Origin of the sequence: Streptomyces sp. NPDC051243 (genome assembly GCF_044455405.1) — a bacterium.
Classification (GTDB): domain Bacteria; phylum Actinomycetota; class Actinomycetes; order Streptomycetales; family Streptomycetaceae; genus Streptomyces.
In genome coordinates, this window is record NZ_JBITES010000002.1 from 695,160 (window position 1) to 715,173 (window position 20,014).

Here is a 20,014-nt window from a genome sequence, read left to right on the forward strand (position 1 = left end):
GCCACGGGCTCCGCACCGGGCAAACGGCACGCGCCGAACGGGTGGCAGCTGCCACATGTTCGCTTCCCCCGGATGGCGCCCCGCGGCGGGCGGGCGTAGGACGGAAGGGCACGGGGCCCGCCCCGGGCTCCCGCGTCCCCCAGGAGGAGCCATGACCCAGCCCGGAACCATGTCCGCGATGAGCAAGGAGATGCAGGCCTGCGTCGACGCGTGCATGTCCTGCCACGTGGTCTGCGAGGAGACGATGAGCTCCTGCATGCAGATGGGCGGTCAGCCGCAGATGCAGATCATGCGCGCGCTCATGGACTGCGCCGAGACGACCCGCATGTGCGCGGACATGATGATGCGCCGCTCGCCCATGTCGGCCGAGATGTGCGCGATGTGCGCCAATGCCTGTGAGATGTGCGCCGAGGCGTGTATGTCCATGCCGGACGATCCGCAGATGGCGCGCTGTGCCGAGGCGTGTCGCCGCTGCGCCGAGACCTGCCGCGCGATGGCGGGCGCCACGATGTGACAACCGCCCGACAGCACTTGAGGGCACCCCGCCGGGTGCCCTCAAGTGCTGTCCTGGGTGTCACTTGTCGGAGACGGTCACCTTCTCGTCGTTGTTCAGCTGCTCCACCAGCTGCTTCACCTTCGCGGTGTCCCACTGGAGGTTGCCGTTCGCGGAGTTGCCCGAGATCGGCATGTTCATCGACTTGCCCTCGCCGCCGCTGACGCTCTTCATCGCCCAGAACATGGACGCCAGGTCGTACAGGCTCATGTCCTTGTCGACGATCAGGGAGTCCAGGCCGGCGCCCATGGTCGGGTACAGCTTGAACGGGTTGAGGACCGTGCCCGGCGTCGCCACCTGGTTGGCCAGCGCCGAGAGGAACTTCTGCTGGTTCTTCGTACGGTCCAGGTCGGAGCCGGGCAGCGCGTACCGGGTACGGACGAAGGCGAGCGCCTCCTGGCCGTTCAGGGTCTGCTTGCCTTCCTCGAGGTCGGCCCCGGACTTGGAGTCCTTGATGCCGCCCTTCGGGATCTCGATCTCGACGCCGCCGACCGAGTCCACGATGTTCGCGAAGCCCGCGAAGCCGATCTCGACGTAGTGGTCGATGTGCAGCCCGGTGTTGGCCTCGACGGTACGGACCAGCAGTTCGGGGCCGTCCTCGGCGTACGCCGCGTTCAGCTTCACCTGCCGGCCGGTGCCCTCGTAGAACTTCCCGGAGTCCGAGCCCTTGAACGACGGGATCGTGACGTTCGAGTCACGCGGCAGGGAGATCAGCGTGTCGCCACTGCTGCCGACGTGGAGGATCATCATCGAGTCCGTGCGCTTGCCCTGGGCGGACCCGGTGTGCAGTTCCTTCTTCTGCTCGTCGGTCATGCCCTCACGGCTGTCGGAGCCGACGATGAGGTAGTTGGTGCCCTCGCCCGCCTCCGGCCGCTCGATGACCTTGGACAGGTCGACCTCGCGGTTGAGCTTGGAGTCGGCCCAGAAGTAGGTGGCGACGGTCGTCACGACGAGCACCGTCGCGAGCGTTATGGAGGTCAGCTTGATACGGCGCCGCCAGTTCGGCGCGGGCCGCGGCTCGCGCATCCCCGTACCGCCGGAGCCGCCCGAGCCACCGCCGTAGACCTGGCCGGTGTTGTAGCCGCTGTCGTACCCGTCGTCGTAGCCGCTGTCGTCGTTGTAGCCGCCGTGGCCCCGGCCGTTCACGTACGACGGCTGCTGGGGCACCCCGCCGTAGCCCTGGCCGGGCGGTGCCGCCGGGCCGCGGCGGACCTGCCGCATCACGCGCGCGCCTTCAGGCTGTGCGCTCGCGCTGCCGCGTCCGTAACGGTCGCCGCGGTTGTCGTCGGACCATCCCTGGGGCCAGTCATTCATGCGCCCCACTATGCAGGGCACGGCCAGGTGTCTTACAAGGTTCGGCGGAAAATAGGGTCACGGCTGTTGCGAACCCAACACAAAGTCCGCGAATGTCGGCTCGGCATAAGGTGGACGCCATGACAGACCAGGTCACCGCAGCGGAATCAGGCACTCCGGAAATCCCGGGCAAGCCGACGTCCGCGTCCCGCACCACGCTCAGCCACATCATGACCCACAACGACACCAACCTGCTGGGGACGGTGCACGGCGGTGTGATCATGAAGCTCGTCGACGATGCCGCGGGTGCGGTGGCCGGCCGGCACAGCGGCGGCCCCGCCGTCACCGCCTCCATGGACGAGATGGTCTTCCTGGAGCCGGTCCGCGTCGGTGACCTCGTCCATGTGAAGGCCCAGGTCAACTGGACCGGCCGCACCTCGATGGAGGTCGGCGTACGGGTCCTGGCCGAGCGCTGGAACGAATCGGCACCGGCCACCCAGGTCGGCTCGGCCTACCTGGTGTTCGCGGCGGTGGACGCGGACGGCAAGCCGCGCCGGGTGCCCCCGGTCATAACGGAGACCGAGCGCGACAAGCGGCGCTATCAGGAGGCGCAGATCAGGCGGACCCACCGGCTGGCCCGGCGGCGCGCGATCAAGGAGCTGCGGGAGAAGCGGGCGGCTGAGGGTTAGGAGGACTGAGGGTTACGAGGACCTGAGGGTTACGAGGGCCTGAGGGATACGGGGACTGAGGGATACGGGGACTGAGGGATACCGGGACTGAAGGGCCGGGACTTCCACGCGGCGCCGACGGGTGCGGGCCCGGCTAGGAGCACACCGCCTCGTCCCCCCGCACCACGATCGACTCACCCCGCGTCGGGTCCTCCGACCGCACCTTCCGCACCTGCCTGAAGTCCTCCCCGACGATCACCTTCAGCGTCGGCCCCAGCCCCTTCACCGGCCGCAGCTCGCTCCCGGGCAGCGCGGCCGCGAGCGACTTCGCCGAGCGGTCCCAGCGGGGGTCGTGCGCGACGACCGTCCGCTGCACCGGGCGGCCCTGCGCGTCCACCGGCCGCCCGGTCGTCCGGAACCCGGTCGCCGCCAGCGCCGCGTCGACGTGCTTGCCGATGCCCTCCGTGCGCGTGCCGTTCTCCACCTGGACGTGGATGTCCTGCGGGGCCACCTCCACCGGCACCCCCCTGGTCCGCACCCGGTGCTCGGCCAGCGGCCTGTCCTCGCGCAGGGCCTGGAAGAGCCGCTCGGACTTCGCGACGTCCCACTTCACCGTGGAACCGACCCCCTTCACGGGGTACGCCATCTGCCGGATCGGCACGGTCGTGAACTCCGACGACGACGGCGAGAAGTTCCGCATCGCCCGTCCGAGGTCCAGCAGCTCACCCGTGCCGAACTCCTTGTCGGCCCGTACCGAGCCCAGCACCGCCCGCGTCACGTCCCGGAACCGCATCGGGTTCAGCAGGATCCCGGACGACGTCGCCCGCTCGATCAGCGCCGCCATGAAACGCTGCTGCCGCTGCATCCGGCCCAGGTCGGAGCCGCTGTCGAGGTGCCGCGCGCGCACGTACTGCAGCGCCTCGCCGCCCATCAGCCGGTGCGTGCCGGCCGGCAGGTCGAGTCCGGTGTACGAGTCCTTCAGCGGCTTCGCGGTGCAGATCTGCACGCCGCCGACCACGTCCACCGTCTTCATGAAGCTGGTGAAGTCGACCTCCAGGTAGTGGTCGATCTTCACATGGGTCATGTGCTCGACCGTGCGCACGGTCAGGTTCGGGCCGCCCTCGGCGTACGCCGCGTTGATCTTGATGGGGTGTGCCCCGCGCCCCTCGCCGGCGGGCACCTCGGCGTACGAGTCGCGCGGCAGGCTCACCACGCTCGCCCGCTCCCGGTCCTCCGAGATGTGCACGATCATGATCGTGTCGGTGCAGTGACACGGCGCCCCGCCGAGCCGGTACTTGCGCCGCTCCTCCTCGCTGATGCGGTCCCGCCCGTCCGTGCCGACGAGCAGCACGTTCATCCCGGTCCCCGCCTGCGGCCGGTTCTTCATGTCCTTGAACGGGTCCACGCGCTCGATCTTCGCGTCGAGGCTCGTGACCACCGCGTGCCCGATCCCCGCCGAGGCGAGGACCACGACGGACAGTGTGGTCACCGCCCGCATGGCCCACCGCGGCCTCTTCCGCCGTACCGGCGCGGCCGGCCGCGCCCCACGGCGGGACGGCTGCGAACGGCGCTGCGCGGGGGAGGGAGACTGGCGGGGCGGCGTGGGCATGGGGGAGATACCTCCGCTGTCGCTTGCCCTGGGGGCCGTACGTGGGATCCGTGAGCACCGTAGGCCCATACGATCTCCTGCCCGGTGCAGCGACCCCGGCGGCGCGCAAGGGTGTCCCCCGTTCGCGGTAACGTGAGCCCCCTATGAACGCCAATCCCGACGTGCAGCTCCCCGCCGTGTCCGTCATCATGCCCGTCCTCAACGAGGAGCGGCATCTGCGCGGAGCCGTCCAAGCGATCCTCGCGCAGGAGTACGCCGGCGAGATGGAGGTCGTGATCGCCCTCGGTCCGTCCACGGACCGCACGGACGAGATCGCGGCCGAGCTCGTCCGGGAAGACCCCCGCGTGCACACCGTCCCGAACCCGACCGGCCGCACGCCGGCCGCCCTCAACGCCGCGATCAAGGCCTCCCGGCACCCGATCGTCGTCCGCGTCGACGGGCACGGCATGCTCTCCCCGAACTACATCGCCACCGCCGTACGGCTCCTGGAGGAGACCGGCGCGCAGAACGTCGGCGGCATCATGCACGCCGAGGGCGAGAACGACTGGGAGCACGCCGTCGCGGCCGCGATGACCTCGAGGATCGGCGTGGGCAACGCCGCCTTCCACACGGGCGGCGAGGCGCAGGCCGCCGAGACCGTGTACCTCGGTGTCTTCCGGCGCGAGGCGCTGGAGCAACAGGGCGGCTACAACGAGGAGTTCATCCGCGCCCAGGACTGGGAGCTGAACTTCCGGATCCGGGAGGCGGGCGGGCTGATCTGGTTCTCGCCCGAGCTGAAGGTGTCGTACCGGCCGAGGCCGTCGGTGAAGGCCCTCGCCAAGCAGTACAAGGACTACGGCCGCTGGCGCCACGTCGTCGCCCGCTACCACGCCGGCTCCATCAACCTGCGCTACCTCGCCCCGCCCACGGCCGTGTGCGCGATCGCGGCCGGCCTCGTGCTGGGCGCCCTGGTGACCCCGTGGGCCCTGGTGGTCCCCGGCGGCTACCTCGCGGCCATCACCGCCGGCTCGGTCCCGGCCGGCAAGGGCCTGCCCCTGAAGGCTCGCCTCCAGATCCCCGTCGCCCTCGCCACCATGCACATGTCGTGGGGCTACGGCTTCCTGACCAGCCCGCGGTCCCTGGCGCGGAAGGTCATCGCCTCCCGCCGCCCGGCGGTGCTCACCGCCGACTGAGCCCGTTCACCGAGGCCGCCCCCGCCGAGACCGGCGTGGGCGGCCTTTCGGCAACGGTTTGCCTTGCGGCGTCGCCGTCACCAGGTGAAGTCCGGGTCCACCTTCATGCACGCCTTGGTGTCGGAGGCGTTCAGCGCGTCCGCCGTCTTCGGCGTCTTGTCGTCCTGCTTCGGGGCCTTGTACGCCGTACCCTCCCGCCAGTCGGCGCCGATGACGAGGGTGACGCCGGAGACGTCCGTGGACCTCTTCACCGCGCTGGTCGGGATGCCGAGGGCCTTGGCGACCCGCTCGGCGTCGCCCTGGAGGTCGGCCGACGGGTAGCGGACCAGCGTCGTCTCCGTGGCCGGGGCCGCCGAACCGTCCGCCACGGCCTGCGTGAAGCCCTTGCCGGCCAGCAGCCCGGCGACGGTGGTCGCGCGGCCGGAGACCGCGGCGAGGGTGTCGGTGCGGGTGCCGTTCTGCACCTGGACGGCTATCTCGCCGTCCGCCGCGGCCGGGTCGGTGGAGGCCTTCTCCTCGGTGGTCTTCTTCTTGTCCTTGCCGTCGAGGGCGATGTCCTCGCGCACCAGCCGGAACAGCTTCGTCGCGTCGTCGGTGGGCACCACGCGGCCGGTCTGGATGGTGTCGTACTCGTTGGGCATCGTCGTCATGGTGATGCGCGAGGTCGGCACCTTCTTGAGCTCGCCCGCCAGGTCGTACAGCTTCGCCACCGTGCCCAGACCCGGGTCGACGGTGAGCGCCTTGGTGGCCGACTCGGCGAGGGCGCGCAGCTTGCCCGGGTTGCTCAGCGTGGCGTTCTCGCGCAGCTGGCGGACCATCGAGTTCATGTACATGTGCTGTGCCTTGGCGCGGGCGAGGTCGCTGCCGTCCTCGAAGCCGTACCGGGTGCGCAGCCACTGCAGGGCCTGCTCGCCCTGCACGTACGTCGTGCCCTCCTTCAGCTTCAGCCCGGAGCCGTGGCCCTTGCTGTCCCTGGATTCGATGTTCTTGTCGACGCAGACCGGGACGCCGCCGATCGCGTCCGCCATCGACACCACACCCGAGAAGTCGATCATCATGAAGTGGTCGATGTGGATGTCGGTCAGCTTCTCCCACGTCGCCACCGAGCAGCCCGGGCCACCGCGGCCGAGCGAGCGGTTGGTCATCACCCGGTCGAGGGCCTCGTAGACCTCCCCGCTGTCCGGGTCCGTGCACTTGGGGATGCTCACCAGCGTGTCGCGCGGCATGCTCACGACCGACATGTTGGTGCGGTCGGCGGAGACGTGCAGCAGCATCTGGACGTCGGCGAGCGGTTTGGCGCCGAACGTCTCCTTGGCGCCGCCGAGTTTCTGGTTCTCCTTGCTGTCGCGCGCGTCGGAGCCGATCAGCAGGATGTTCAGCGGCGTCTGACCGGCCGCGTTCGCCTCCGTCTTGGTGGCGCGGTCCTTCGCGTCGCCGATGTTGAGGTCGTCCTTCTTCAGATTGCCGTTGAGGTGCTGGTAGTAGAGATAGCCGGCACCGGCGGTGCCCAGTATCACCACCGCCAGAACCGTCGCCGACCAGCGCAGCACACGCCGTCTGCGCCGCCTGCCGTCGACTCCCCGGCCGCCCCTGCGTCCCCCGCCGCCGTGCCGGCCGCCCAGGTCGGCCGGCGTGGCCTGGTCGGCCTTCGGGGTGAGCGACATGGTGTCGTCCACCGCGGGGGCCTCCCCTCGCACACTGCTCTGCGCCAACTCCTCGCCCTTCCCCACCCTTTGCCCGACACGGCATCGCTCCGCGCCGGACCTCCCTGTCCGGTGCGGAGCGCACCATGTCGGACCACCCTGTCCGACACCGGTTCGCAACCTGTCAGACCTCTGTGGGTCCGAACCGGGTTGGCCACGTGTCGGCAAAATCCACGCCCGGCACGGCCGCACGGTGTGCCGGGCGAACGCCGCCTGACACAACCACGTCCTGTGTCAGACAAACGAGTGGCCGGGACAGTTGCGTTCCCGGCCGGAATTCCGGTGCCGGAGCCCGCCTCCCGGCCCCGGACCCCGGCCCGCCCCAAGTCGGCGGCGGGCCGGGCCGGTTGAGACAACGGCTACTTCGCGCACTCGACCTTGTCGGCGGTGGACTTCGGCACATCGGGCGCCTTGGTCGGAGCGGTGAGGGACACGCCCGCGCCCTTGAAGTCCTTGCCCAGCGTCAGGGTCATCATGGGCAGGCCCTGGGAGTTGGTCACGCTCTTGCCGGGCTTCATCGCGGCCCCGGAGAGCCCCATGATGGCGGCGAGGCGGCGTGCCTGGTCCGCCTGCTCCGGCGCGTACTCGAGCGTCGTCTTCGCCAGCGTCGCCGGGGCGTTGCCCGCGTTCTCGGACTTGTCCACGCCCTCCTCGGTCTGCAGCCAGGTGAGGGTCTCCTGGGCACTGCCGGCGGGCGCGCCGCCGTTAATGACCTGCACCCGCACCTCGGAGGCGTCGGCCTTGGTGCCCTTGAGCCGGGCGGCCACGGCGGCGGCCTCCTTCTTCTTCTGCTGCTTGACGGCGGTGAAGGAGACGTCGTTCTGGATCGCCTCGAAGACCTCGGGCGCCTTCGTCTCGTCGAGCACGACCGTCGCCTTCACCTTCTCGGCCGGGTTGTCGATCACCGGGATCGTCGTGAAGGTGAGGTTCTTGGTGTTGAGCTTGCCCAGCTCCAGGCCGAGGTCCTTGAGCTTGTCGATGCTGTCGAGGTTGCTGTCGACGGTCAGCGCCTTGGTGCCCGCCTCGGCCAGCTTGATCATCTTCGTCGGGCTGGTGAGCGTGTCGTTGGACTTCAGCTTGCGCATCAGCGCGCTGAGGAACTGCTGCTGGAGCCCGATCCGGCTCAGGTCACCGCCGAAGCCGACCGAGTGCCGGGTACGGACGAAGGCCAGCGCCTGCTCGCCCTCGATCACGTGCTCGCCCTTGGTGAGGTTGAGCTTGGAGTCGGGGTCGTTGATGTCCTTGGCCAGGCACACCTCGACGCCGCCGACGGCCGACGTCAGGGTCTTCACCGCGTTGAAGTCGGCGACCATGAAGTTGTCCGGCTTGATCCCGGTCAGCTCGGTCACGGTCCGCATCGTGCAGCTGGGCGTGCGGCCCTCCTGGCCGAGGCTGGTGTTGAAGCGCTCGCCGGTCTCTCCCGGGATGACCTTCTGGGTGCCGTCCTCCTGCTCCGTCTGGCAGTCCGGGATGTCGACGATCAGGTCGCGCGGGATGCTGAGCGCGGTCGCGTTCGAGCGGTCCTTGGACACGTGCAGCAGGATCGTGGTGTCGGCGTGTCCGGCGCTGCCCTTGTCGCCGTAGCTGCCGTTGCCCGCGCCCGTGCGCTTGTCCGTGCCGATCAGCAGGATGTTGATGGCCTTGTCCTTGCTGAAGCCACCGGTGCTCGCGCCGTCGTCGGAGACGGACTGGATGTTGTCGTTGAGGTGCTCGATGTAGAGGTAGGCGCCGGCCGCGGCGGCGACGACCACGAACGCCATGATCCCGCCGGTCCAGAGCACGGCCTTCTTCGCCTTGTTCGCCTTCTTGGCCGGCCGCCGACCGCGCCGCCCCGGCAACGGCTCCTCCGGCGCGCCCCGGCGCCGGCGCTGCGGCGGCACCTCACGCCCCGGCGCCGACCGCGTCTCGCGCCCCGGCGCCGCGGCCCGGTTGCGCACGGCGCCGCCGGCCGTGCCGCCCGCCGCGCCCTGGGCGCTCTTGCCGGCGGCGCGTGAGGCGGCTCTGCGTGGTCCGGGAACCGATGACTGCGGAGCGGAAGGAGTCAGTCGCAGTTCGTATTCACCGGTGTTCGGATTGAGCACCCACTGGTCTGCGGGATCGATGTCTTCCGCCCGCCCACGGCCTTGCGCGTCCACGGTTGTCTGAATCCTCCGTCGGGGCCACGCGGCGCCTTCCCCCTCCAAGGCGCTCGGGTCTCTCGGTCAAACAGTGCGCAAGCCTAACTACGGCCGGGTGCACCGGATCGCTCACACTATCCGTCCAGTTCAGCGTCAAGCGACGACGGTGACAAATTCCACGTCCCTACAACTGGGCAATCCGCCCCATTTCTTTGAATTGAGGTTCGTGGACTTGGTGAGCGCTTTACCCGCAGTGGTCCTCGGCGGCGGTCTTGCCGCGGAAGGTGGGCGGCGGGGCGGTGGGTTCGGAGGGTGCGGCGGGCGGTTCGGCGACGGGCTTCCGGTCGTCGTCAGGGGAACTCCTGTGCGATGACTTGGGTGCCGCCCCCTGGGGCATTTCGGGCGAATCCACGACTTCCACCGGTGTGTCGGTGCGCAGTCGCTCGAAAAGCCGCTCGGCCGCGGGCTTCACGAGCTGGTCGCGATTGGAGTTGTGGATGTAGGACTCCCGGGGAACCGTGAGGAATTGCACGCGTTCGGTGGGGATGTCGCGCACACCGCGGACGAGTTCGTACAAACCGCGCAAGCTGGCCAGGGCGGGGTCGGTGGTCAGGGAGGACGTGGCCGCGTCGAGAACCGGGTAGAGCCGCACCGGGTTCAGCAGTACGTCGTTGCTCTGCACCTTGCTCACCAGCGCGGCGAGGAATCGCTGCTGGCGGTCCATGCGGTCGGTGTCGCTGCCGTCGCCCAGGGACTTGCGGGCGCGGACGTAGCCGAGGGCCTGTTCGCCGTCGAGCGTCACCTTGCCGGCCGGGAGCCGCAGCTTGGCGGCCTTGTCGTCGATGGGCTCGGTGAGGCAGATCTCGACGCCGTCGAGGGCGTCGATCATCTTCTTGAAGCCGTTGAAGTCGACGACCACGTGGTGGTCGACGCGGATGTCGGTGAGCCGCTCCACGGTGCGGACGGTGCAGGCCGAACCACCCACCTGGAAGGCGTGGTTGAACATCGCGAACATGGGGCTGCTGCGGCTGCCGTCGTCCCTTCGGCAGCCCGGGACGTCCACCATCAGGTCCCGGGGTATCGATACGGCGGTGGCGCTGCGGCGGCCGGCGGACAGGTGCAGCAGGATGGTGGTGTCGGAGCGCTCGGTCCCGGAGTCGCGCCCGTAGCGGCGGTTTCCGCTGCCCGCCCTCGTGTCGGACCCGATCAGCAGGATGTTCCGCGCGTCGCGCACGAGTGAGGTGGGCCGCTCCCGCTCGTACCGAGCGAGTTCCGCTGCGGCGGCCTCGTCGGCGGTGATGTTGGAGTCGAGCCGGGCGTAGACGGCCCACCCGGCCCCCGCGGCGGCGACGACCACCAACCCCACACCCACGGCCCCCCGCCGCACCCACCGCCACCGCCGACGCCTTCCCCCGGCAACGCCGGGATGTCCGGGGCGTGGGCGTGAAGTGCCGGTCACGTCTGGCTCCACTCCTCAGGGCGTGCTGCTTGTGGTGTGGGCTGTTGTTACGACCATGGCCCGGGTGGAGGGTGAGGGGTGGGTGGTGGTGGGCTGAACGGGTGACGCTTGCCTCCGGCGGCCGGGCGGATGCATGCGTCCCGCTGCTTGGCGCGCGGGTGGTCTCTTGTCCGTGCCGACGTAGCTGCGGGCAGTCGTGCCGCTGGGGCGGCGCGGGTGGGCGCTGGGGGTACCCCCTGCTCGAAGAGCTTGGGGGAGGCACCCCGCAGCGCCGGGCTGCGCACCCACCCCGCCCAGCCCCCACGTCGGGCACCCGGAATCAGGCAGTACCGGTCCAAGGAGTACCCGTGCCGTGCCTACCGCGCCGTCGCCGTCACCCGCTCACTCTCGATCCGCTTGGCCAGCGCCTCTTCCCCCAGCGCCTCCACATGCCGGCACAGCACCACCGACCCACCGGTCGCGAGCGCCGCGTACAGCCCGGCGTTCAGCCCCTCCCACGTGTCGTACGGCAAGGCGGACAGGATCCGTGAGCCCGGCCCCGTAAGCCCCAGCCCCGGCGCCTCCGCCCCGGCCCGCTCGACGACCTCCGCGCCGCTGAACTCCCGCCCGGCGACGATCAGCGCGGGGTCCTCCGGATCGATCGGGGCGTACGGGGCGAAGCGGTCGCCCTGGCTCGGCACCTCCACCGCGTAGTCGAGGAAACCGGCCGGCGGCTGCGGGAACCGGCCCCCCAGCGGCCGTAGGGCCAACGCGACCCGCTCCCCCCGGCACGCCCGCGCGGCCTCCAGCGAGTCCGGTCCGCTCACGACCACGTCGGCCGCCGCCGGATCCCCGCCGACGTCCGCGATCGTGCCCACCGACGAACACGCCAGCAGCCACACCGCCGTCTGCCAGTGCGCGGGCAGCAGCAGCGTGACCCGGTCGCCGGGCCCGGCCCCGAGATCGCCCTGGAGCAGATTCGCGGTCTTGGCCACCCAATTGGCGAAGGTGGCCACGGACAATTCGACGCGCTCCCCGGTGGCGTCGTCGTAGAAGGTCACCAGGGGGCGTCCGGGATCCGCGGCGAGCGCGGAACGCAGCAGGTCGGCAGGGGTGCGATCGGTGGCGTTCACCCGCGCAAGGGTACGCGGACCCGCCCCCGCGCACCCCCAGTTGGCCGTACCCGGCCGTCACCGGTTCGAACGAATCATCGGCCAACGCCCCATCAATTCCCAGATGGACAGGTTTGTATGACTATGTCCACCATCGGGAGCATGCGTGGATTCCTTGCTTCCTCCATCGGTGTCACGTGCGCGGCCGCTCTGGCTCTCCCGCTCACCCCACCCGCCGCCGCGGCGACCGCGAGACCGGCGCACGGCCTGGAAGTGGCCACGAGCGCGGAGACAGTGGCCATGGTGCGCGGGCAGGCAGCGCGTCGTACGAACGCCGAGCCGTCCGTCCCCGGCAGCACCCAGTCGCTGCCCCTGACCCCCCTCAACGACGATCGCATCCTCGGCGAGCCCGCCGAACAGGGCCTGTACCGGCACGACGTACCGCACTTCTCCCTCGTCGGCGTCATCTGGGACGACCCGAACGTCGAACTGCACGGCCGCGTCCAGGTCCGCACTCGCTCGGTCGGCACCGGCACCTGGTCCGACTGGCAGGACATCGAGACGCACAACGCCGACCACGCGGCCGACCCCGACACGGCCGAAAGCTCCTCGGGCCGGGTGCGCGGCTCCACGGCACCGCTGTGGGTCGGGGAGTCGGACGGTGTGGAGGTGCGGGTGACGTCGGAGGCCGTCGTGAGCCGGTCCGAGAGGCCGGCACCGGACGCCGGTGACCCGGCCCCGACCACCGGCACCGCCGTCGCCTCCCCGCTGCCCGCCGGTCTCCGGCTCGAACTCGTCGATCCCGGCGAGGCCGCGCCCCCACCGGACGACCCCGGCGCCCCCCACCCGGGAACCCTGACGACCGAAACCGACGAGACCGCCGAGGCCCTCGGCGCCACCGCGGCCGACGCCGCCGCCTCCGCCGTCAACGCCGAACTCGCGCCCCTCGGCGCCACCGAGATCCCCGCGCTCGGCCGCGCCGAGACCGAGGCGGAACTGCTGGCCCTGCGCGGCAGCGAGTTGACGCAGGAGCAGAAGGCGAAGCCGCACATCGGGCCGCGGCCGCGCATCGTCACCCGGCGCGGATGGGGCGCGGACGAGGGGCTGCGGGATAAGAAGTTCGTCTACACCAAGCGGGTGAAGGCGGCCTTCGTGCACCACACGGCGACCGGTTCCAAGTACTGGTGCACGCAGGCTCCCTCGCTCATTCGCGGTATCTACCGCTACCACGTCAAGAGCATGGGCTGGCGCGACGTCGGCTACAACTTCCTCGTCGACAAGTGCGGAAACATCTACGAGGGGCGCGCCGGAGGCGTGGCGAAGTCGGTCCTGGGCGCCCACACCCTCGGTTTCAACACCGACAGCATGGGGATCGCCGTCCTCGGCAGCTACGGCACCAGCAAGCCGTCCGCCGCCGCACTGCGCGCCGTCGCCCGGCTCTCGGCCTGGAAGCTGGGCCTCTTCGGCGTCAATCCGCGCGGCAAGACGTACCTGAAGTCCGCCGGTGGCAACCTCTATCGAAAGGGAACGAACGTACGAATGAACGCTATCTCCGGCCATCGGGACGGTTTCGCCACGGAGTGCCCCGGCCTGCAGCTCTACCGCAAGCTGGGCACGGCCCGCGCCGCGGCGGCCCGCTACCAGGGGCGCTGAGGGCCGGCGGAGTTCACTCGGGGGAGTTGGCTGGGAGGAGTCGGCCGGGGGAGTCCGGTGGGGCGAGTCCGCCGGGAAAGTCCGCTGGGGGGAGTGGCGCGTCGGCCAGGGGTGTACGGCAAGGCGCGCCGGGGGGTATATAGGGGCAATTGGGGGCCATGTGGGGGGCGCACCGGGGGCAAGCGCGGGGGTTGCTGGGTATGTGCGGGGGCATGTACGGGGAACGGGGTCGCATTCATCGCCGTCGTAGGACACGTGGCGGAATGCGGAACGATCGCATCGCACCGCCGTCGAGGGCGCCACACAACGGTCTGCATACAAACGGTCTGCATACACTGGCCGGCCGAAAGACAGTTCGGCCGGTCCCGGCAGGAAGCAGAGACGACAGGTGACAGAAGCGATCCTCCTGGTCGGCGGCAAGGGCACTCGGCTGCGTCCGCTCACCGTGCACACGCCGAAGCCCATGGTCCCGGCGGCAGGGGTCCCGTTCCTCACACACCAGTTGGCGAGAGCGAGAGCGGCGGGGGTCGAGCACATCGTCCTCGCGACGTCGTACCTGGCCGAGGTCTTCGAGCCGTACTTCGGCGACGGCTCGGCGCTGGGCCTCCATCTGGAGTACGTGACGGAGGAGGAGCCTCTCGGCACGGGCGGCGCGATCCGTAACGTGGCGTCGCGTCTCCACTCCGCGCCGGACGACCCGGTGCTGATCTTCAACGGGGACATCCTGACGGGCCTGGACATCAGGGCCCTGGTCCGCACGCACGAGACGACGGGCGCGGACATCTCCCTCCACCTCACCAAGGTGACCGACCCGAGGGCGTACGGCCTGGTCCCCACGGACGACACGGGCCGGGTGACGGCGTTCCTGGAGAAGCCGCAGACCCCGGAGGAGATCGTCACCGACCAGATCAACGCGGGGGCGTACGTCTTCCGCCGCTCGGTGATCGACACGATCCCGGCGGGCCGCCCGGTGTCGGTGGAGCGCGAGACGTTCCCGGACCTCCTGGCCGCCGGCGCCCACCTCCAGGGCATGGTCGACTCGACGTACTGGCTGGACCTGGGCACGCCCGCGGCCTTCGTCCGCGGCTCCGCCGACCTCGTCCTGGGCCGCGCGCCGTCCCCCGCGGTCCCCGGCCGCTGCGGCGACCGCCTCGTCCTCCCCACGGCCAGGGTGGCCCCCGACGCCAAGCTGACCGGGGGCACGGTGGTGGGCGAGGGCGCGTTCGTCGCGGAGGGCGCCCGGGTCTTCGGCAGCACGATCCTCCCGGGTGCCGTCATCGAACCCGGCGCCGTGATCACCGACTCCCTCATCGGCACCCGCGCCCGCGTGGGCGAACGCTCAGTCCTCACCGGCACGGTCATCGGCGACGGCGCGGTGATCGGCGCCGACAACGAACTGAGGGACGGCGTACGAGTGTGGTGCGACGCACAGATCCCGGCCGGGGCGGTCCGATTCTCGCCGGACCTCTAGAACACCGCGTACAACACCGACCCTCAGCCCGGAGGAACGCGACCTCCCACCGGCAGCGGGTATTTTTCCTCGGCCGACGGTGACTTCCAGGCGCCGGTCGGCATGTCCCAGCCTGTCCGGCGTTCGAGGACGAGGCCCTTTCGGGGCCGAAGCGGGGGTCTGGGGGCGGCAGCCCCCAGAAAGGGCCGGGGTCGAAGGGGCAGCGCCCCTGGGGGATGGGACGGGTAGGGGCGGCGGGGGCGAAACCAGCCAACGGCATCCAGCGACGCAGCCCGCCGTCCCGTCACAACCGCCCGATATCCACCCGAGGCATCTTCGGCGCCCGCCGCCCCGGCACCCGCCCACTCAACAGAATCAACCGAGCCGCCCGATGCCGCTGCCCCGCATACGGCTCCAGCAACTCCAGCATCACGGCGTCATCCGCATCCCGGTCCCCGGCAAGCGCGAACCCCACGATCCCCGGCAGATGCAGATCCCCCACGGTCACCGCATCCGCCGCCCCATGACTCCGCTGCACAACCTCCGCCGACGTCCACGGCCCGATCCCCGGCACAACCTCCAACCGAGCCTGCGCCTCCGTCGGAGACATCCGCACCGCCTCCTCCAGCCGCGCGGCGACCCGCACAGCCCGCAGAATCGTGGACGCCCGCTTGTTGTCGACCCCGGCCCGATGCCACTCCCAGGACGGAATCAGCCGCCAGGTCCCCGCATCCGGCATCACACACATCCGCCCGGGCGCGGGCCCCGGCGCCGGCTCCCCGTACTTCCGTACCAGCAACCGCCACGCCCGATACGCCTCATCGGTCGTGACCTTCTGCTCCAGAACCGACGGAATCAACGACTCCATCACCAGCCCGGTCCGCGTCAGCCGGAGCCCCGGTCGCCGATGCCGGGCCATCGCCACCACCCGATGCCGGGGCACGAACACGGACGGATCGTCGGCGGCGCCGAGCAGCTCCGGCAACTGCTCCAGCAGCCACTCGGCCCCCGGCCCCCAGGCCTCCCCCCGCACCTCGGCACCCCGTACACCGACCCGCAGCGTCCCGGGACCGGCCGGCGTACGGCAGGCCCGCCACACGGACCCGTCGGGCATCGCCCGGAACGTCGGATCCCCCGGCCCACGCCGCAAGGGCCCCAGCACCAGCCCGAGATCGAGCGGCCCGTCGGGCACCACCGTCCGTACCTTCCCCGCCACCTTCCCCGGCGCGACAGCCTGCCGAGGCACACCCGCGGGCACACCGACATGCCCACCGCGCACGGTCGTACGCGTGGGCCGCGGAGCGAAACGTCCTGACACGGCTGATGTCCTAGTGGTGCGGGAGGTCCTACGAGCGTATGCACCGACGGGCGCCTGCGAGCGTCGGCGCCGAAGAAATCCTGTGCGCGCCGGCAGGGGAGGCGCCCTACGAGCGTATGCCTCGCCCGGTACGCATCAGCGCACCTCGATGAAGGCTCCGGCGTCCCGCCCGGCCCGCGGCCGTGGTTCCTCCGCCGGATGCCCGACCGCCACCGCCCCCATCGGATCCCACTCCTCCGGCAGCCCCAGCACGTCCCGCACGACACTCCGGCAGAACATCGTCGACGACACCCACGCCGAGCCCAGCCGCTCCCCGGCCAGCGCGACCAGGAAGTTCTGCACCCCGGCCCCGGCGGCGACGACGAACATCTCCCGCTCGGCCCCGTCCCGCCGCGCGTCGCCGTACGTGTGCGAACCGTCCATCACCAGACACGGCACGACGAGATACGGCGCGTTCCGCAGCACATCCCCCCGCCGCACCCGCTTCGCGATCGACTCCTCGCTCTTGCCGTCCCGCCGCAGATCCGCGATCCAGGCGTCGCGCATGGCGTCGAGCAGCCGCGTTCGCGACTCCGCCGACTCCAGCAGCACGAACCGCCAAGGCGTCGTGTGGTGCGGCGCCGGAGCCGTGACCGCCGCCGCGACCGCTCTTCGTACGGCCCCGGGGTCGACCGGATCGTCCGTGAAGGCCCGTACGGTACGGCGCTGGGTGACCGCCTCCCGTACCGCCTCGGACGTCCCCAGCCGGAACATGTCGTCACGAGCGCCGCGCACCAGGGCCCGCGCCCCGTCCCCGTCTTCCTCGGTCACCGTGTGCGCCAGCCCGCGCACGACGGCGACGGGCAGACCGGCGGCCTTGCCCTTCACCAGGTCACCGGCGGCGGCGAGTTCGTCCGCCGTCGCCACGACGGTCGCGCTGAGCGGGTTGCCGTACGCGTCCGTGCCGCCCCGCAGATCGTCGAGCACACGCACCCCCGCGGCCCCGATCGCGACGTCCGTGAGCCCGGAGCGCCAAGGGCGCCCGAAGGTGTCGGTGACGACGACCCCGACGTCGACGCCCAGGGCGTCCCGCAGCCCGTCCCGTATCGCCCGCGCGGACGCGTCCGGGTCCTCGGGCAGCAACAGCACGGTTCCGGCGGGGGTGTTGGAGGCGTCGACCCCGGCGGCGGCCATCACCAGCCCCTGCCGGTTCTCGACGATCCGCAGGGTGCCGCGGCGGGCAACCACCCGCACGGTCTCCGCGTCGATCGCGGCCTCCCGGTCGGCCGCCTCGACGATCCGCCCCTCCGCCTTGGACACGATCTTCGAGGTGACCAGCAGCACGTCCCCGTCGGCGAGTCCCGGCTCGGCGGTGGCGATCAGTTTCGCGAGGTCGTCGCCCTGCCGGACCTCGGGGATTCCGGAGACGGCCCAGACCCGGTAGCCGTCGGCAGACACCTCGCTCAAGCGCCCCGCACCTCCTCGGCCAGCGCCAGCGCCTCCCGGGCCATGCGCGCGGCCGCGTCCACGTCGGTCATCATCAGCGGTACGGCACGGCAGCGGATCCCCGCTGCCTCGACCCGCTCCACGGAACCCGCGTCGACGGTGTCGACGAGCCAGCCGTCGAGGAGCCCGGAGCCGTAGTGCTCGGCGACCGCCGCGGCCGTCGACTCCACGCCGACCGCCGCGAGCACCTTGTCGGCCATCCCGCGCACGGGCGCGTCCCCGACGATCGGGGAGAGGCCCACGACCGGCACCCCGGCGTCGGCGATCGCCTCCCGGATGCCGGGCACGGCGAGGATCGTGCCGACCGAGACGACCGGGTTGGACGGCGGGAAGAGGATCACGTCCGCCTCGGCGATGGCCTCCAGGACGCCCGGCGCCGGCTTGGCCTGCTCGGCCCCGACCGGCACGATCGCCTCGGCCGGCACCTGGGCCCGCAGCCGTACCCAGTACTCCTGGAAGTGGACGGCCTTGCGCTCGCCGTCCACCTCCACCGCGACGTGTGTCTCCACGCGGTCGTCGGTCATGGGGATGAGGCGGACTCCCGGCTTCCACCGGTCGCACAGCGCCTCCGTCACGGCGCTCAGCGGATAACCGGCACCGATCATCTGCGTCCGCACGATGTGCGTGGCGAAATCCCGGTCGCCGAGCCCGAACCACTCCGGGCCCACGCCGTACGCCGCGAGTTCCTCCTTGAGATGGAAGGTCTCGTCGGCCCGGCCCCAGCCCTGCTCCTCGTTGATGCCGCCGCCCAGCGTGTACATCACCGTGTCGAGGTCCGGGCAGACCTTCAGGCCGAAGAGGTGGATGTCGTCCCCGGTGTTGCCGATGACGGTGATGTCCGCGTCCGGCACGGCCCGCTTCAGACCGCGCAGGAAACGGGCACCGCCGATGCCGCCTGCCAGAACCACGATTCGCATTCAAACAGTGTGTCAGCCGCCAGGCTGACTCGTTGAGGGGTGGTGGTCGGGTGACGGGTGGGCAAGTCTTGCAGGCGGGTACGACAACGCGTCAGGCAGTCACCGGCCGCGGTGCGACACGGGCCTCGCAGGCGGTGGAGGTGTGCATCGGCATCTCGGTCAGGCCCGGGTAGTAGACGTGCAGGCTGACCGCGGGCTCCAGCGCGTCGTTCGCCACCTCGTGCACATAACCCGGCGCGAACACCCGCTGCGTGCCCGCCGCCAACGCGCGCGTGCCGCGCTCCGTGCGCTCGGTGAGCGTGCCGTCCAGGACCGTCAGGACGCCGGAGGACCGGCCGTGGTCGTGCAGTCCGCTGTCCTGCCCGGGCACCCAGGACAGCAGCCACACCTCGTAGCCGGGGCCCGTGCGCAGCCGGTGGTACCAGCGGGTGGTCGCGTCGTACCGGACGAGGTGCTCCCACTGGGACCGGTCGGCGGCGATGGAGCGGGCCAGGCCGACGAAGTCGGCGACGGTGGCCGGGTGCTCGCGCGGTGCCTGGAGGAGGTGCTGGACTTCGAGGATGTCGCCGGCGATCTGGAGGTCGCTGTCGCTGTTCATGGGGTGTCGTGGTTCCTCAGTGAAAGAAGGTCAGAGGGAACGGCAGCCGAGCGTCATGAAGGCTCGGCCTCCAGCTGGAGCGGGGATGGCTCAACAGCTGGGACAGCAACAGCTACAGCGAGCGCGGGCAGCACCGTGGGACCCGGCGGTGCGGGTCGAGGTGAGTGCCGAGTTCGCGAGCATGCCCACAAGGACACCGGTTCATGCCTTCACTGTCAACTCGACGCCCGGCGATGTGGCGCAGGTTTCACCTCATCCGGTTCATCTTGGTGGTGAAAGGTTTGTTCCAGGAGTAGCCGGGACACATGGCGCACAACCGGCGCACGGGCGTCGTTGTGATCCTGTGATCCGACTGTGATCCAGTTCGCTTCTACGCACGCGTGCAACGAGATCGAACTTCTGGGCGTCCTTTTCCGTACAGGCTCTGTGGAGGGCCGGAGGCCCTCCCAGGCCTCATCTGCTTGTCAAGGTTTATGCCGATTTGAACACTTTCCGCTAGGCCTTGGTTCCGCAGAGTGAATAAGGGGCTCAATAGCAGATCTCGGCTTGACTCGCCCGGAGCAGCACACTTGTAATTTCACTCGTGTCGTTCAGCCGAAATCGGTAACGGCAACATCACGGGGACGCGAAAGACAGACGAGGGGCGCACATGACCGAGCTGGTGCAGCAACTGCTGGTCGACGACGCGGACGAGGAACTCGGCTGGCAGGAGCGCGCGCTGTGCGCCCAGACCGACCCCGAGTCCTTCTTCCCCGAGAAGGGCGGCTCCACCCGCGAGGCCAAGAAGGTCTGCCTCGCCTGTGAGGTCCGCTCCGAGTGCCTCGAGTACGCCCTCGCCAACGACGAGCGCTTCGGGATCTGGGGCGGCCTGTCCGAGCGTGAACGCCGCCGGCTGAAGAAGGCCGCCGTCTGACGAAACGGCGCAGAA

General features: G+C 70.6%; 16 protein-coding genes. 6 read left to right on the forward strand and 10 right to left on the reverse strand.

Features of this window, described 5'->3' with window-relative positions; translation table 11 throughout:
* Nucleotides 1-151 precede the first annotated feature (151 nt).
* On the forward strand, nt 152-514 hold the full coding sequence (locus ACIBAG_RS07130) for a four-helix bundle copper-binding protein (protein ID WP_399101857.1): 363 nt from the start codon (nt 152-154) through the stop codon (nt 512-514).
* Nucleotides 515-574: 60 nt separating this feature from the next.
* On the opposite strand, the gene ACIBAG_RS07135 is transcribed toward ACIBAG_RS07130, so the two are convergent.
* Complete coding sequence (locus ACIBAG_RS07135; RefSeq protein ID WP_399101859.1) at nt 575-1,867, reverse strand: LCP family protein; 1,293 nt, start codon at nt 1,865-1,867, stop codon at nt 575-577.
* Between the two features lie 119 nt (nt 1,868-1,986).
* Between ACIBAG_RS07135 and ACIBAG_RS07140 the strand changes: the two genes are divergently transcribed.
* Complete coding sequence (locus ACIBAG_RS07140; protein ID WP_399101861.1) at nt 1,987-2,535, forward strand: acyl-CoA thioesterase; 549 nt, start codon at nt 1,987-1,989, stop codon at nt 2,533-2,535.
* Between the two features lie 133 nt (nt 2,536-2,668).
* Here ACIBAG_RS07140 and ACIBAG_RS07145 read toward each other — a convergent pair whose 3' ends face one another.
* The gene (locus tag ACIBAG_RS07145) at nt 2,669-4,123 is read right to left on the reverse strand and encodes an LCP family protein (RefSeq protein WP_399101863.1); all 1,455 of its coding nucleotides are present in this window, start codon (nt 4,121-4,123) and stop codon (nt 2,669-2,671) included.
* A gap of 143 nt (nt 4,124-4,266) precedes the next feature.
* On the opposite strand from ACIBAG_RS07145, the gene ACIBAG_RS07150 reads away from it, so the two are divergent.
* Nucleotides 4,267-5,295 (forward strand): glycosyltransferase family 2 protein, encoded by a 1,029-nt coding sequence (locus ACIBAG_RS07150; protein WP_399101866.1) that lies wholly within the window; start codon nt 4,267-4,269, stop codon nt 5,293-5,295.
* A gap of 77 nt (nt 5,296-5,372) precedes the next feature.
* On the opposite strand, the gene ACIBAG_RS07155 is transcribed toward ACIBAG_RS07150, so the two are convergent.
* The 4 genes from ACIBAG_RS07155 to ACIBAG_RS07170 all read right to left on the reverse strand — a co-directional run bounded on the left by ACIBAG_RS07155 (nt 5,373) and on the right by ACIBAG_RS07170 (nt 11,686).
* Entirely contained in the window at nt 5,373-6,959 is a 1,587-nt protein-coding gene (locus ACIBAG_RS07155; RefSeq protein ID WP_399101974.1) for an LCP family protein, read from the reverse strand.
* A gap of 398 nt (nt 6,960-7,357) precedes the next feature.
* A complete protein-coding gene (locus ACIBAG_RS07160; RefSeq protein WP_399101868.1) occupies nt 7,358-9,133 on the reverse strand; it encodes an LCP family protein in 1,776 nt (591 codons plus the stop codon).
* A gap of 226 nt (nt 9,134-9,359) precedes the next feature.
* Nucleotides 9,360-10,487, reverse strand: a complete 1,128-nt coding sequence (locus tag ACIBAG_RS07165; protein WP_399101870.1) for an LCP family protein — start codon at nt 10,485-10,487, stop codon at nt 9,360-9,362.
* A 443-nt stretch (nt 10,488-10,930) separates the two neighbouring features.
* The gene (locus tag ACIBAG_RS07170) at nt 10,931-11,686 is read right to left on the reverse strand and encodes a TIGR03089 family protein (protein ID WP_399101872.1); all 756 of its coding nucleotides are present in this window, start codon (nt 11,684-11,686) and stop codon (nt 10,931-10,933) included.
* A 141-nt stretch (nt 11,687-11,827) separates the two neighbouring features.
* Here ACIBAG_RS07170 and ACIBAG_RS07175 point away from each other — a divergent pair, with 141 nt between their 5' ends.
* A complete protein-coding gene (locus tag ACIBAG_RS07175) occupies nt 11,828-13,318 on the forward strand; it encodes a peptidoglycan recognition protein (protein ID WP_399101874.1) in 1,491 nt (496 codons plus the stop codon).
* Between the two features lie 388 nt (nt 13,319-13,706).
* Entirely contained in the window at nt 13,707-14,789 is a 1,083-nt protein-coding gene (locus ACIBAG_RS07180) for a sugar phosphate nucleotidyltransferase (RefSeq protein WP_399101876.1), read from the forward strand.
* A gap of 283 nt (nt 14,790-15,072) precedes the next feature.
* Here the strand turns inward: ACIBAG_RS07180 and ACIBAG_RS07185 are convergent, their stop codons facing one another.
* The 4 genes from ACIBAG_RS07185 to ACIBAG_RS07200 all read right to left on the reverse strand — a co-directional run bounded on the left by ACIBAG_RS07185 (nt 15,073) and on the right by ACIBAG_RS07200 (nt 19,086).
* On the reverse strand, nt 15,073-16,086 hold the full coding sequence (locus ACIBAG_RS07185; RefSeq protein ID WP_399101879.1) for a DNA-3-methyladenine glycosylase family protein: 1,014 nt from the start codon (nt 16,084-16,086) through the stop codon (nt 15,073-15,075).
* Nucleotides 16,087-16,221: 135 nt separating this feature from the next.
* The gene (locus ACIBAG_RS07190) at nt 16,222-17,532 is read right to left on the reverse strand and encodes a coenzyme F420-0:L-glutamate ligase (RefSeq protein WP_399101881.1); all 1,311 of its coding nucleotides are present in this window, start codon (nt 17,530-17,532) and stop codon (nt 16,222-16,224) included.
* Nucleotides 17,529-18,488 (reverse strand): 2-phospho-L-lactate transferase, encoded by a 960-nt coding sequence (gene cofD / locus ACIBAG_RS07195; RefSeq protein WP_399101883.1) that lies wholly within the window; start codon nt 18,486-18,488, stop codon nt 17,529-17,531. Before cofD ends, ACIBAG_RS07190 begins: the two co-directional genes overlap by 4 nt.
* Before the next feature lie 91 nt (nt 18,489-18,579).
* Nucleotides 18,580-19,086 (reverse strand): cysteine dioxygenase, encoded by a 507-nt coding sequence (locus ACIBAG_RS07200; RefSeq protein WP_399101885.1) that lies wholly within the window; start codon nt 19,084-19,086, stop codon nt 18,580-18,582.
* 649 nt (nt 19,087-19,735) lie between these two features.
* Here ACIBAG_RS07200 and ACIBAG_RS07205 point away from each other — a divergent pair.
* On the forward strand, nt 19,736-19,999 hold the full coding sequence (locus ACIBAG_RS07205) for a WhiB family transcriptional regulator (RefSeq protein ID WP_003975777.1): 264 nt from the start codon (nt 19,736-19,738) through the stop codon (nt 19,997-19,999).
* Nucleotides 20,000-20,014: the final 15 nt, after the last annotated feature.

Coding starts and splice junctions, on each gene's coding strand:
- ACIBAG_RS07130 (WP_399101857.1), top strand. CDS start 152: ATGACCCAGCCCGGAACCATGTCCGCGATGAGCAAGGAGATGCAGGCC.
- ACIBAG_RS07135 (WP_399101859.1), bottom strand. CDS start 1,867: ATGAATGACTGGCCCCAGGGATGGTCCGACGACAACCGCGGCGACCGT.
- ACIBAG_RS07140 (WP_399101861.1), top strand. CDS start 1,987: ATGACAGACCAGGTCACCGCAGCGGAATCAGGCACTCCGGAAATCCCG.
- ACIBAG_RS07145 (WP_399101863.1), bottom strand. CDS start 4,123: ATGCCCACGCCGCCCCGCCAGTCTCCCTCCCCCGCGCAGCGCCGTTCG.
- ACIBAG_RS07150 (WP_399101866.1), top strand. CDS start 4,267: ATGAACGCCAATCCCGACGTGCAGCTCCCCGCCGTGTCCGTCATCATG.
- ACIBAG_RS07155 (WP_399101974.1), bottom strand. CDS start 6,959: ATGTCGCTCACCCCGAAGGCCGACCAGGCCACGCCGGCCGACCTGGGC.
- ACIBAG_RS07175 (WP_399101874.1), top strand. CDS start 11,828: ATGCGTGGATTCCTTGCTTCCTCCATCGGTGTCACGTGCGCGGCCGCT.
- cofD (WP_399101883.1), bottom strand. CDS start 18,488: ATGCGAATCGTGGTTCTGGCAGGCGGCATCGGCGGTGCCCGTTTCCTG.
- ACIBAG_RS07200 (WP_399101885.1), bottom strand. CDS start 19,086: ATGAACAGCGACAGCGACCTCCAGATCGCCGGCGACATCCTCGAAGTC.
- ACIBAG_RS07205 (WP_003975777.1), top strand. CDS start 19,736: ATGACCGAGCTGGTGCAGCAACTGCTGGTCGACGACGCGGACGAGGAA.